The organism is Rhizobium sp. H4, assembly GCF_003013335.1.
Classification (GTDB): domain Bacteria; phylum Pseudomonadota; class Alphaproteobacteria; order Rhizobiales; family Rhizobiaceae; genus Rhizobium; species Rhizobium sophoriradicis.
In genome coordinates, this window is record NZ_PSOW01000016.1 from 159362 (window position 1) to 171440 (window position 12079).

General features: G+C 62.0%; 12 protein-coding genes and 1 pseudogene. 5 read left to right on the plus strand and 8 right to left on the minus strand.

The window, feature by feature from the left end; genetic code table 11:
• Nucleotides 1–2 precede the first annotated feature (2 nt).
• Both C4N04_RS23695 and ftsE read right to left on the minus strand, forming a co-directional pair.
• Entirely contained in the window at nt 3–1016 is a 1014-nt protein-coding gene (locus C4N04_RS23695) for an ABC transporter permease (protein WP_077992026.1), read from the minus strand.
• Complete coding sequence (gene ftsE / locus C4N04_RS23700) at nt 1009–1668, minus strand: cell division ATP-binding protein FtsE (protein WP_004671394.1); 660 nt, start codon at nt 1666–1668, stop codon at nt 1009–1011. The genes C4N04_RS23695 and ftsE overlap by 8 nt, the downstream gene beginning before the upstream one ends.
• A 205-nt stretch (nt 1669–1873) precedes the next feature.
• Here ftsE and C4N04_RS23705 point away from each other — a divergent pair, with 205 nt between their 5' ends.
• The 3 genes from C4N04_RS23705 to C4N04_RS23725 all read left to right on the plus strand — a co-directional run bounded on the left by C4N04_RS23705 (nt 1874) and on the right by C4N04_RS23725 (nt 3999).
• The gene (locus C4N04_RS23705) at nt 1874–2527 is read left to right on the plus strand and encodes a hypothetical protein (RefSeq protein ID WP_077992023.1); all 654 of its coding nucleotides are present in this window, start codon (nt 1874–1876) and stop codon (nt 2525–2527) included.
• Between the two features lie 402 nt (nt 2528–2929).
• On the plus strand, nt 2930–3472 hold the full coding sequence (gene hpt / locus C4N04_RS23720) for a hypoxanthine phosphoribosyltransferase (RefSeq protein WP_038691597.1): 543 nt from the start codon (nt 2930–2932) through the stop codon (nt 3470–3472).
• Nucleotides 3473–3639: 167 nt separating this feature from the next.
• Complete coding sequence (locus C4N04_RS23725; protein ID WP_003543311.1) at nt 3640–3999, plus strand: response regulator; 360 nt, start codon at nt 3640–3642, stop codon at nt 3997–3999.
• A gap of 70 nt (nt 4000–4069) precedes the next feature.
• Here the strand turns inward: C4N04_RS23725 and C4N04_RS23730 are convergent, their stop codons facing one another.
• On the minus strand, nt 4070–6721 hold the full coding sequence (locus tag C4N04_RS23730) for a TIGR02302 family protein (protein ID WP_106797153.1): 2652 nt from the start codon (nt 6719–6721) through the stop codon (nt 4070–4072).
• Between the two features lie 66 nt (nt 6722–6787).
• Between C4N04_RS23730 and C4N04_RS31620 the strand changes: the two genes are divergently transcribed.
• The gene (locus tag C4N04_RS31620) at nt 6788–6952 is read left to right on the plus strand and encodes a hypothetical protein (protein WP_158775585.1); all 165 of its coding nucleotides are present in this window, start codon (nt 6788–6790) and stop codon (nt 6950–6952) included.
• Between the two features lie 34 nt (nt 6953–6986).
• Here C4N04_RS31620 and lysA read toward each other — a convergent pair whose 3' ends face one another.
• The 3 genes from lysA to argH all read right to left on the minus strand — a co-directional run bounded on the left by lysA (nt 6987) and on the right by argH (nt 10018).
• Nucleotides 6987–8255, minus strand: a complete 1269-nt coding sequence (lysA, locus tag C4N04_RS23735; protein ID WP_106797154.1) for a diaminopimelate decarboxylase — start codon at nt 8253–8255, stop codon at nt 6987–6989.
• A gap of 11 nt (nt 8256–8266) precedes the next feature.
• Entirely contained in the window at nt 8267–8461 is a 195-nt protein-coding gene (locus C4N04_RS23740; protein ID WP_004671378.1) for a lipoprotein, read from the minus strand.
• A gap of 153 nt (nt 8462–8614) precedes the next feature.
• The gene (gene argH / locus C4N04_RS23745; RefSeq protein WP_106797155.1) at nt 8615–10018 is read right to left on the minus strand and encodes an argininosuccinate lyase; all 1404 of its coding nucleotides are present in this window, start codon (nt 10016–10018) and stop codon (nt 8615–8617) included.
• 23 nt (nt 10019–10041) lie between these two features.
• Here argH and C4N04_RS23750 point away from each other — a divergent pair, with 23 nt between their 5' ends.
• A complete protein-coding gene (locus C4N04_RS23750; protein WP_038692784.1) occupies nt 10042–10704 on the plus strand; it encodes a TlpA disulfide reductase family protein in 663 nt (220 codons plus the stop codon).
• Between the two features lie 179 nt (nt 10705–10883).
• Here the strand turns inward: C4N04_RS23750 and C4N04_RS23755 are convergent, their stop codons facing one another.
• Together C4N04_RS23755 and C4N04_RS23760 are read right to left on the minus strand one after the other, a co-directional pair.
• Nucleotides 10884–11765, minus strand: coding sequence for a 3-hydroxybutyryl-CoA dehydrogenase (locus C4N04_RS23755; protein WP_038691587.1), 882 nt, complete (start codon nt 11763–11765; stop codon nt 10884–10886).
• Between the two features lie 150 nt (nt 11766–11915).
• Nucleotides 11916–12079, minus strand: a pseudogene (locus C4N04_RS23760) (electron transfer flavoprotein subunit alpha/FixB family protein); the annotation flags it as partial.

Here is a 12079-nt window from a genome sequence, read left to right on the forward strand (position 1 = left end):
GATCAACTTGCGATGCCGTCGGTGCGCGTCGGGTCCGAGCGCAATGTATCGATTTCATAGATCGTCCGCATGACGGTCAGCCGCGCGGTGACGGTCGTTAGCAGCGCGATAACGATCATGGTCGCGAAGATGCCGGCATAACCGAGTACGCCGACGGAAAAGGTGCCGAACAGCGCGGTTGCCTGATCCGTTTCTGGCGTCGCCAGGGTACGGCTTTGCCAAAAGCCGGCGGTGGCGAAGAAAAGAGCGGCAAGGGCGCTGCCGACCGCCGAGCCCTTGAGGCTGATCTTCAGGAAATGCTTCTGGAATTCGGTGGCGACGAAGGAGCTTTCGGCGCCGACGAAATGCAGCACTTCGACGATGTGTCGGTTGCCCGACAGCGCGCCGCGCGTGGCGAAGACGACGGTCAGCACCATTGCCGAAAAGACCAGCAGCAGGACGCCGGTGCCGATCAGCACCGTCGTGTGCGCCATGGACACCAGCCGGTCGACCCAGGTGCGGTGATCGTCGAGGCTCGCCTGCGGGATGCTGTCCTTCAGGAGGCCGCGCATTGCATCGAAATCGGGCGGGTTGCTCTCGTCGATGGTGATGACGACGAGCCGGGGGACGGGCAGATCCTTGAGGTCGAGGCCGGGGCCGAGCCAGGGTTCGAGCAGACGGGCGGTGGCTGCCTCGTCGACGATCTGGCCGCTCTTCGTGCCGACGAACGTCAGCGCCAGGTCGCGCGCCTGCGTCAGCGCCTTCTCCATGTCGAGATTGTCGTCAGGCTTGATCTGGATGGTGATCTCGCGGGAGATCTGGCTTTCCCAGCTTGCTGCCGTCGAACGCACCATGCTGACGCCGCCGAGCGTCAGGCAGGCGAGAAAAGCCATGATCGATATCACTACCATCAGGGCGTTGCCCTGAATGTTGGACGGCGGCAGGATCGGCGCAGTCGGGCGCACGCGCATTTCCGGCCGCTTCTGCTGGGCCTGGGCCGGCGTCTTCTCCCGGTTGCTGGATGGGGGCTCAGTCATAGATATCGAGATGCCCTTCCGAAAGGATCATGCGGCGGGCCTCCACCTGCTCCATAAGCGCCAGATCGTGGGTAGCGATCACGACCGCCGTGCCGAGCCGGTTGAGCTCAAGGAACAGATTGAGCAGGCGCCGGGCCATCGGCGGGTCGACATTGCCGGTGGGCTCGTCGGCCAGCAGGACTTCCGGCCGGTCCATCAGCGCCCGGGCGATGGCGGCGCGCTGCTTCTCGCCGCCGGAGAGCACCGGCGGCAGCACGTTGATGCGTTCGCCAAGGCCAACCCATTTCAACAGTTCCAGGACGTCGGTCTTGTAGGAGCTTTCCTCCTTGCCGCGCACCCGTAAGGGCAAAGCGACATTCTCATAAGTGGTGAGATGATCGAGCAGGCGGAAATCCTGGAAGACGATGCCGACGCGCCGGCGCAGCAGCGGCAACTCGGGACGGGGAATTTCGGAAATGTCCCGCCCGAACATGCGGATCAGACCGCGCGTCGGCTGCAGCGACATGAAGAGCAGCCGCAGCAGCGATGTCTTGCCAGCGCCGGACGGGCCGGTCAGGAACTGAAAGGATTTCTTCGGAATGTCGAAGGTCAGGTCCCGGAGGATTTCCGGGCCCATGCCGTAGCGCAAACCGACATTCTCGAAGTGAATCAACGGGCAGCTCAGTCTGTTCTTGGTTTCACCGTGCGACTTGTTAACCAACACCGTTAACAGCCGGTAAATTTTGCCGGAAAGACGCCCGTTTGATGGCGATCTTTGCGAAGCATTAACCATTAAAATTTACGACTGAGCAGGATTCGTTTCAATGCCAGATTTCCCCTGGCAGCGAAACCATGTGGACATCTGCGAGGAAGCCACCATGGAAGCATCCTTCTTCAGCCGCCGGACACCGGGCCGGGCCTATGATTTCCTGCCGCCCGAACCCGCAAACCGCCCGTTCCGCAATCCGCGCCCTGTCGATATTGCTGACGCCGAATTCGTCACGCTCGGCAGCGTTCGACCGAAGGAGTTCAACGCCAGAACCAATAATGACAACCGCAGGCGCGCGGCCACCGCACGCGCCGCAGAGCCCCCGTTCATGCTCGCGATGGCGGCTTCTGGGCTACGGGCTGCGGAATCCTGGCTGCAGCGCGCCTCATTGCGCAGCTTCGCGACGCTCGTGCTGGCCATCGCCGTGCTCGTCTTCGGACTTGCCGGTGGTTTTTCCGGCTTTTCCAACCAGAGCGCCTATTCCGGAGCGCCGCTGCATTTCACCCATGTGACGGTGACGCCGCGTGATGCGAACGGCATGCGCGTGCTCGTCATCAACGGCATCATCGAGAACGACAGCGGCACGACGCAGACGCTGCAGCCGATCCGCGCCGATCTCGTGACCGACGAGCGGTTGACCGCGAGCGTCGTCATCAACCCGCCTGTCGACGTCATTTATGGCGGCCAGAGCCGGGGCTTTTCGGCGCGCGTTCAGCATGCCGGCGGAACAGTGCCAGAGGTCCGGCTATCGTTCCTGCCTTAGAGCCTTTCCGGGTTAGATTGAAGCATTCTGCCGGAGCAGGTTTTCGTCAGGGCAGAGGCGATTGGCGATGGGCATACCCCTTGGTACGTCCGAGCCGATCGCCTCTGATCCTGGCGGAAAGATGCCCGGCCCTTCGGGTTGGCTGAAACGGGCCGGCTGTTCGACCGGCCGGCTTGGCCGTAGAACTGGGCTACGACGCGCGCCGGCCGGTCGACCATCCGACTCCGTTTGAGCCAACAGAATGCTTCAATCTAACCAGGAAAGGCTCTAGCGCGCCGGATGGGTCATCGCCGACTTTCCTGCCACAGATCGCGCTAATCCGGTTAATTTCCTGGCTGGCGAGGCTGTTTCACGCTCGCATATGTGCTAACGGCTTACCCTTCTTTTTATGGAGCAAGCCTTATGCCTGTCGTGCGTGGAAAAAATATCGAGCCGCTCTTCACCGCCGAACAGATCGCCGAACGCAATCATTCGATGGCGCGGGAGATCGCCAACGGCCCGACCAAGGACCTGCTCGTCATCGCCGTGCTCAAGGGTTCCTTCATTTTCGCCGCTGACCTGATCCGCGCCCTGCATGACACCGGGCTTGCCCCGGAGGTCGAGTTCATCACGCTGTCGAGCTATGGCAGCGGTACGGTCTCGCAGGGCGTGCGCATCGTCAAGGATATCGACAGCGATGTGCATGGCCGCGATGTCCTGTTGATCGACGATATTCTCGAATCCGGCCGGACGCTGCTTTTTGCCAAGGAGCTGCTGTTCGAACGTGGCGCACGCAACGTCACGATCGCCGTGCTGCTCGACAAGCGCGTCAAGCGCAAGGAAAAGCTGGAGGCCGATTATGTCGGCTTCGAATGCCCCGACTATTTCGTCGTCGGCTACGGCATGGATGTCGCCTATGCTTTTCGTGAATTGCCCTTCGTCGGCGTAGTGACCGGCGACGCCTAATGATCGGGAGTGCTGCAGCGCCTTCGCACGTCTGAAAGAGGCGCCGCGCTGCGCTGCCGCTCGAGACGGGTTGTTAACCATCCCGTCCATCGCTTCGCCATCTTTACCGATCGAAAAGGAAAGTCTGGTGATTTCCGTCGCGGGGCTGAAGACGGAGCAATGCACATATGGCAAGAATTCTGATTACGGAAGACGAGGACTCCCTGCGGTCTTTCGTAGCCCGGGCGCTCAGGCTCGACGGTCACGAGACGGATGAAGCGGCCGACGGCGCCGAGGGACTGGAGAAGCTCAAGGACGGCGTCTACGACCTGCTGCTTTCCGATATCCGCATGCCTGTGATGGACGGCATCGAACTCGCCCATCAGGCCAAGGATGCCTTTCCCGGCCTGAAGATCCTGCTGATGACCGGATATGCCGAGCAGCGCGAACGAGCCGACGACCTTGCCGAAAAGATCATCGACGTCGTCGCCAAGCCATTCGCGCTTCCCGATATCCGCAAGGCGGTTGCCCGGGCGCTGGTCGCCTAACGCCTATTCGAAATTTCACGCGTAACCCCGAAAACCCGGTTGCGATTTTCGGGGTTACGCGCTTGAGCGCCTATTGGATATCCAGCAGCCGTTCGAGATATCGGCGTTCCATTTCCTGCGGCGGATTGTTGCCGAGCTTTTCGCGGATCGCATCGAGGATTTCCCGCGCCCGCTGAACGTCGATTTCGTCAGGCACCTTCACGCCGTCGTCCTCGATATATCTCTCGCTCATGCGCGGCCGGCCGAGCGGATCGCGGCCGTTCTGGTCGCCCTGGCCGACCTGGCCGTTCGGGCCTTGCCCCTGCTGGCCCTGCTGCGCCTGCATCATCTGGTTCATCATGTCACGGGCGCCTTGGCGAAGCGCCTCCAGCGCGCGACCCTGGTTTTCGATGGCCGGTTGGCCGCGGCCCTGGCCAAGTTCGCGGCCGGCGCCTTCCATCTCGCGCTGCGCCTGGCCGAAGCCGGGGCCGGGCTTCATGCCCATTTCGCCGAGCTTTTTCTGCAATTCACCCAGCTGCTTGCCAAGCCCATCCTGTTGGGCGCGCAGCTGTTTCAGCGCCTCGCGCAGCTGTTCGGCCGTCATCTGATCAGAGGGCTGCTGGCCTTCCTGGCCTTGCTGGCCCTGTTGCTGCTCCTGTGGCTCGCCGTTTTCGCCGGGGAGCATCTCGTCGAGCAGCGGATCGTTTTCGCCCATATCGGGTTCGCCGCGCTGCAGGCGGTCCTTGAGCTGCTGATCAAGGCGGAAGGTCTGTTCCATCAGCTTCTGCTGGTCGCGCAGGATTTGGCCGAGCTTGTCGATCTGCTTGCGGGCCTCACTGTTCTCCTGGCTCTGCTGGCCCCGCTGCGGCCGGCCGGCCTGCAGGTTGTTCATCATGCGCTGCAATTCCGACAGCATCTGCTGGGCCGCGTCACGGTTGCCGGAACGGGCGAGATTTTCGATCTGGTCCATCATCCGTTCCAGATCCTGCTGGCGCAGGATGTTCTGGGCGTTCTGGTTCGGCTGCATCGGCGCATTCTGCATGCGCTCGGCAAGCTCGCTCAGATAGTCCTGCATCGCCTTGCGCAGCTCGTCCATCAGCTTCTTGATCTCTTCGTCCGGGGCGTTGCGGTTCAACGCATCGGCAAGATTCTGCTGAGCCTGGCGCAGCTTGCGCTCGGCAAGGGAAAGATCGCCGTCCTCCATGCCGAGGGCGATTTCCCAGAGATATTGGGCCGTATCCTTCAGCGCCTCCTCGCTCCTTGCGAGCTTCATGCGCGCCAAGGCGGATTCCAGCAGCAGGTAGTTGGTGAGCTTGGGGATGGTCTCCTCGGGACGGATGGTCAGCGCTTGGTTCAGCGCGATCGCCTGCGGCATCTTGCGGGTGTCGAGGGCGAAAACCTGCCGTTCCTCGGCGACGGCGGCGGCAAGCGGCTCGTTGAAGGGCCGCGACGGCAGCGTCATCTCGTGCGGCGGACTGCGGCCGGTCTGGCCGGCTCCGTCCTTGGCGACAAGCGTCACGCGCACGCGTTTGCCGGCGAGCGGATGTTCGGTCAGGTTCCGGCTGGTCACACCCTTGGCGTCGCGGGCGTTGCGGCGGGGGATATCCAGCCTGTACTCCGGCAATGGGTAGAGAGGCGTTGCTTCCGGATCGGTTTCGACCGGTACGATCTCCGCATGGGCCTCTTGCACGCCGTAGTCGTCCTTGACGGTGAACCCAATTTCAAGCGCGCCGTTGACACTGGGCTTCGGCATGCCGTCAAAGGCAATTTCCGGCGCCTTGTCGGGAAGGATGTCGAAGCTCCAGCGGCGGCCGTTCACTTCGAGCGTGCCGTTCTCCTCGAGCTTCATCGCATGCGTCTGCGCGATGGCGGCCTGGCCGGCCGGTGCGGCATCCGGCTGGTTGTCGGCCGTCGCAGCCGTCTGGCGCCGGCTTGCGTCCGCCTGCACGGCGATCTCCTGCGCCTGACCGTTCGCTTTGCGGAACACGACCTTTTCGGCCGTCTTTCCGCCGCTGACGCGCACGGTGAGAGCGGAAAACTGCGGAATGCCGATCGGCGCCTGTTCACTGCCGTCGGCGGTCAGGTAGACCGGCGCGCGGCCGGTATAGGAGGGCGGCGTCACCCAGGCGTCGATGCGCACCGCCGGATCGACCGTCACCTGTTCGGGTGCTGCCTGCAAGGCGTCACTGACCGAACCGCCATTGATCGACAGCGAATAAGCAAAGGCCGTGACAACAAGCAGCGCCGGAATGGCCCGAAGGGCGAAACGGTCGTGCCCGGCAATATCAGGTCTCGGCATACCCGCATCGAGGGCTGCGATCTTTTCGGCCATGCGCAGCTGGTGCTCGCGCCAAAGCGCCCGAGCGAAGGCCGCATCGGAGGCCGGTTCGTCTTCCTGGACGGTGACCGGCTGGTGCGGCAGGCCGTTGCGCTCTTCCAGCATGCGGTCGGCTTCGGCGATCCTCGGCCAGCGCAGGTTGCGGAAGGGAAGGAGCGCGACAAGCAAAGCGAGAGCGAAAGCGATCAACAACAGGATGCGCAGCCAGTCCGGCACACTGCGGAACACACCGAACCAGGAGGCGGAGAGATAAAGGGCAGCGACCGACAGGACCGGCAACAGAGGTGGCAGCAGCTGCTCGCAAAAAAGCACGATGCGGGCCAGCAACCGTTTCGTCGTCACCAGCCGGGCAAGGGCAGGGCGGAGCGCAAATGCACCTTTCTTCTGCCTGAAGGGGCTTGTCATCGGTCCGGTCTCCGCGATCTCAAGTGGAACAGAGGGCGCTTCCGGCGATTGCGGGGCAATACGCTCATGGCTGACAAGGATAACACTCTTTGTGGCGAAGGCGAGGGCGAGCGGCCGGCAATACCGGCTTTTCACGTTTATTCGCCAAAAAGTGATGCTCTACCTAAAGCGCGCCGCGATTTTTCAGGTCGCTTGCCGCGCTTTACGTTCTTTGTTTTGCGCACGCCGTGATCGTAAAACCGCCGCACACGTTGCGCGACAAGCTTTAGTCGAGCCAGGCGGGAACGGAGTCGAGACTGATCAGCTCGGCATAGGTTCTACGCGGTCGTATCGCATGGAAATCGCTGCCCTTGACCAGGACTTCGGGGACCAGCAAGCGGCTGTTATAGGTGCCGGCCTGGACGGCGCCATAGGCGCCGGCCGTGCTGACGGCCAGCAGATCACCGGGCCTCGGCATCGCCATTTCGCGGTCGAGCGCCAGATAGTCGCCGGTCTCGCAAACGGGGCCGACGACGTCGGCGCGGATGCGCGGCGCGTTCGCTGCCGAAATCGTCACCGGGCGGATTTCGTGATAGGCCTCGTAGAGGGTCGGGCGAATGAGATCATTCATCGCGCCGTCGACGATGACGAAGGTCTTTTCGCCGCTGTCCTTCACATAAAGCACCTCGGTGACGAGGATTCCGGCATTGCCGACGATCAGGCGGCCGGGCTCGGTGATGACCTTGCAATTCAGATCGCGCAGCTGGTTCTTGACGATCGCCGCATAGGCATCCGGCAGCGGCGGTGGATTGTTGTCGTCCTTATAGGGGACACCGAGGCCGCCGCCGATATCGACGTGATCGATCGTGTGGCCATCGGCGCGGAGCGTCGCGACAAGGTCGCGCAGCAGCTTGAAAGCGTCGTCGAAGGGCTGCAGCTCGGTGATCTGGCTGCCGATATGCATGTCGATGCCGGTGACCTCGATGCCGGGCAGCTTGGCGGCTTGGGCGTAGATCGCGCGGGCGCGTTCCCAGGAGATGCCGAACTTGTTCTCCTTCTTGCCGGTCGAGATCTTCGAATGCGTCTTTGCGTCGACATCAGGGTTGATGCGGAAGGAGACGGGAGCCTTCTTTCCGGCGCTGACGGCGCGCTGGTTGAGGATTTCGAGCTCGGGTTCGGATTCGACGTTGAAGCAGTAGATGCCCGCCTCGAGCGCGAAATCCATCTCGGATGGGGTCTTGCCGACGCCTGAAAACATGATGCGGCTTGCCGGAATGTCGGCTGCGAGTGCGCGGCGCAGCTCCCCTTCCGAGACGACGTCGATGCCGGCGCCGAGGCGGCCCAGCGTCTTCAGCACCGCCTGGTTCGAGTTCGCCTTCATCGCGTAGCAGACCATCGAGTCCATATCGGCGAAGGCTTCGGAGAAGACCCGGTAATGGCGTTCCAGGGTCGCGGTGGAATAGACGTAGAACGGCGTGCCGACCGCCTTGGCGATCTCGGGAACGGGAACGTTCTCGGCGTGAAGGATGCCGTCGCGGTACTCGAAATGGTTCACGGACTTATGCCTTAAAGAAGAGGATCGAGAAGGAAGGGCTTGTCAACGGTTCCCGGCTGTTTCGTCGGCTTGGAAACGTCGCCTTCTTTCGTTGCCGCAGCACTCGGCGGGTCGAGATCGCCCTTACGCCCGCATCCGGCAACGGCAAGGCCGATGACGGCGATGACTGCCGTCAAGCGAATGAGGTGCGGCAAGCTCTTCTGCATGGATATCCTCTTGTACGAGATATGGCGGACATCATTCATTCCGAACGATGGACATCTTCATAGCGAAGTTTCTCCGCCTTGTGCACCCTGATTGTTGGACGGTCTTTTCCCGCACGGGGGGAAGGGCGAAGCGACTTTCGCCTCGCCTTTCTTTCAGTTGCGGGCGCGCCAGAAGGCGATCTGCTTGCGCACTTCGGAGGGCGCCGTGCCACCGAAGCTCTTGCGGCTGGCGACCGAGGCTTCCACCGTCAGAACGTCATAGACCTTGTCGGTGATCGCGGAATGGATCGCCTGCAGGTCGGCGAGCGGCAGTTCGGCAAGGTCGCAGCCCTTGCTTTCGGCCAGCGCCACGGCGCGGCCGGTGACATGATGGGCATCGCGGAAGGGCAGACCGGCTTCGCGCACCAGCCAGTCGGCAAGGTCGGTCGCCGTCGAGAAGCCGGAACCGGCCGCCGCCTTCATGCTAGCGGTGTTGACGGTCATGTCTCGCACCATGCCGGTCATGGCGGCGATCGCCAGTTCCAGGCTCTCGGCCGCGTCGAAGACCTGTTCCTTGTCTTCCTGCATGTCCTTGGAATAGGCGAGCGGCAGGCCTTTCATGATTGTCAGCAGTGCGATCAGCGAGCCGTTGATGCGGCCGGTCTTGGCGCGCACCAGTTCGGCCGCGTCCGGGTTCTTCTTCTGCGGCATGATCGAGGAACCGGTCGAGAAGGCGTCTGACAGGCGGATGAAACCGAATTGCGGTGTCGACCAGATGACGATCTCTTCGGCCAGGCGCGACAGATGCATGCCCGTGATCGCGGCGATCGCCAGGAACTCGATGGCGAAGTCGCGGTCGGAGACCGTGTCGATGGAATTGCGGGTCGGCTCGCGGAAACCGAGCGCCTTGGCCGTCATATGGCGGTCGATCGGATAGCCGGTGCCGGCGAGGGCAGCCGCACCGATCGGGCTTTCGTCCAGATGTTCGATGGCGTGGCGCACCCGCGAGCGGTCGCGGCCGAACATTTCGACATAGGCCATGCAATGATGGCCGAAGGTGACGGGTTGGGCGGTCTGCAGATGGGTGAAGCCCGGCATGACGCTTTCGGCATGTTCCTCGGCGCGGTCGAGGAAGGCGGCGATCAGGCCAGTTAGCATCTGCTCCGTCTTCTGCAACTCCTCCTTCACCCAGAGGCGGAAGTCGAGCGCCACCTGGTCGTTGCGCGAGCGGGCGGTGTGCAGCCGGCCGGCCGCCGGTCCGATCAGCGTCGCCAGGCGCGCCTCGATGTTCATATGGATGTCTTCGAGCCGGCGTGAGAATTCGAAATTGCCGCCTTCGATTTCTGACAGGATCGTGTTTAGTCCGTGAACGATCTTGTCCTTATCTTCGGCCGAAATGATCCCCTGATGGGCGAGCATCGTCGCATGGGCGATGGAACCGCGGATATCCTGCGCGAATAGCTTCTTGTCGAAACCGATCGAGGCATTTATCTCCTCCATGATCGCGTCCGGGCCGGAGGCGAAGCGCCCACCCCACATCTGGTTGGAGGATTTGGTGTCCGTGTTGCTCTCGGCCATGGATGCCCGTCCTGGAGAATGAAATGACGACAAAAAAACCCTTCGGTCTGCCGTCCGTAAAACTGATCGCAATCGCCGCCGTTGCAGGCGTTGTTGCCGGTGCGGCAGCGGTATACGTGAAGGAGACGGGGATTGGCAATGGCATCGGCGATACCGCTTCGGCCGAATGCCCGATGGCGAGGGAACGCGCCGCCAATCTGACGCCGCTGATGAAGGGCCAGGTTGCCGCAATGGTCGCCGCCAACGAGCCTCGCAAGCTGACCGGAGTGTCCTTCAACGGCCCTGACGGCAAGCCGCTGACGCTCGACCATTTCGCCGGCAAGACCGTGCTGCTCAATCTCTGGGCAACGTGGTGCGTGCCCTGCCGCGAGGAGATGCCGGCGCTGAACGCACTGGAAAAGCAGATGGGCAGCGACAAGTTCCAGGTTGTGCCGGTCAATATCGATACGGGGGATGACGAGAAGCCGAAGACTTTCCTCGCCGAGACCGGCGTCGATGCGCTGCAGCTTTATCGCGACAATACCATCGGCGTCTTCAATAGCCTGAAAAAGGAAGGTCTCGCCTTCGGCCTGCCGGTGACGCTGCTGCTCGACAACAAGGGCTGCCTGATCTCCGCCATGAACGGACCCGCCGCCTGGGACAGCGAGGACGCCAAGACTTTGATCAAGGGTGCGATCGGATCGTAAGGATATCGATCAGGAGTCGCCATCTCCTCTGATCAGGAAAACGCCGGCAATTCCGATAAGGACGCAGCATTGCAGCAAGAACATCGGTGTTTCGGTCGACATGGCGTTTCCCCCCGTTCACGGCAAGGAAAGCATTTCACGGGCGTCCGGTCCATTCGCCCTTTTTGGTGATGTCCCGCTTAGCGCGTCGGGACCGGCACTTCGCCGCGATAGTCGTAGAAGCCGCGGCCGGATTTGCGTCCGAGCCAGCCGGCTTCGACATATTTCACCAGCAGCGGGCAGGGGCGATATTTCGAGTCCGCCAAGCCGTCATGCAGCACCTGCATGATCGACAGGCAGGTGTCGAGGCCGATGAAGTCGGCAAGCTGCAGCGGCCCCATCGGATGGTTGGCGCCGAGCTTCATCGCCGTGTCGATGGCGTCGACCGTGCCGACACCTTCATACAGCGTGTAGATAGCTTCGTTGATCATCGGCAGCAGAATGCGGTTGACGATGAAGGCCGGGAAGTCCTCGGCGACGGTAATGGTCTTTTCCAGCGTGCCGACGAATTCCTTGGCGGCGGAGAAGGTCTTCTCATCGGTGGCGATGCCGCGCACCAGTTCGACCAGCTTCATGACAGGCACCGGGTTCATGAAATGTATGCCCATGAAGCGCTCGGGGCGGTCGGTGGCGGCGGCAAGCCGGGTAATCGAAAGAGAGGAAGTATTGGTGGCAAGCAGCGCTTCCGGTTTCATTACCGGACAAACCTGACTATAAATCTTGCGCTTGACACTTTCGTCCTCGGTGGCCGCCTCGATGACCAGATCGGACGGAGCGAGGTCATTGACATCGGCGGAGCCGGTGATGCGCGACAAGGTCGATTTACGCTCTTCATCGGTCATCTTGCCGTTCGTCACCAGCCGGGCGAGATTGCCGTTGATGGTGGCAAGGCCGGATTCAATGCGGTCCTGCGAGAGATCGTAGATATGAACCCTATAACCTGCGGCGGCCGAAACATGCGCGATGCCGCAGCCCATCTGGCCCGCACCGATAATCCCAATATTCTTTAACACCGCACTCATCTCCAAACCCCACGCGGCATTCGCCCCCGCGTTGCCGCCTTATTTTAGCAATACTGCCGGACGAAGGATCGCCCGGCAGTAAGTAGTAGCTCGATAAGAGACAATTTTCCAGTCATTCGCAAGTGCGAAAGAAAAAAGCATCTGCTCTCGTTAGAGCGCCTTTTGCAGTTCCGGCAGGGCGTCGAACAGATCGGCGACGAGGCCGTAGTCGGCGACCTGGAAGATCGGCGCCTCCTCGTCCTTGTTGATGGCGACGATCACCTTCGAATCCTTCATCCCGGCCAGATGCTGGATGGCCCCGGAGATGCCGGCGG

What these genes read in the sequence shown, in the direction of transcription:
- C4N04_RS23695 (WP_077992026.1), bottom strand. Translation starts at nt 1,016, where the DNA reads ATGACTGAGCCCCCATCCAGCAACCGGGAGAAGACGCCGGCCCAGGCC.
- C4N04_RS23705 (WP_077992023.1), top strand. Translation starts at nt 1,874, where the DNA reads ATGGAAGCATCCTTCTTCAGCCGCCGGACACCGGGCCGGGCCTATGAT.
- hpt (WP_038691597.1), top strand. Translation starts at nt 2,930, where the DNA reads ATGCCTGTCGTGCGTGGAAAAAATATCGAGCCGCTCTTCACCGCCGAA.
- C4N04_RS23725 (WP_003543311.1), top strand. Translation starts at nt 3,640, where the DNA reads ATGGCAAGAATTCTGATTACGGAAGACGAGGACTCCCTGCGGTCTTTC.
- C4N04_RS23730 (WP_106797153.1), bottom strand. Translation starts at nt 6,721, where the DNA reads ATGACAAGCCCCTTCAGGCAGAAGAAAGGTGCATTTGCGCTCCGCCCT.
- C4N04_RS31620 (WP_158775585.1), top strand. Translation starts at nt 6,788, where the DNA reads ATGGCTGACAAGGATAACACTCTTTGTGGCGAAGGCGAGGGCGAGCGG.
- C4N04_RS23740 (WP_004671378.1), bottom strand. Translation starts at nt 8,461, where the DNA reads ATGCAGAAGAGCTTGCCGCACCTCATTCGCTTGACGGCAGTCATCGCC.
- argH (WP_106797155.1), bottom strand. Translation starts at nt 10,018, where the DNA reads ATGGCCGAGAGCAACACGGACACCAAATCCTCCAACCAGATGTGGGGT.
- C4N04_RS23750 (WP_038692784.1), top strand. Translation starts at nt 10,042, where the DNA reads ATGACGACAAAAAAACCCTTCGGTCTGCCGTCCGTAAAACTGATCGCA.
- C4N04_RS23755 (WP_038691587.1), bottom strand. Translation starts at nt 11,765, where the DNA reads ATGAGTGCGGTGTTAAAGAATATTGGGATTATCGGTGCGGGCCAGATG.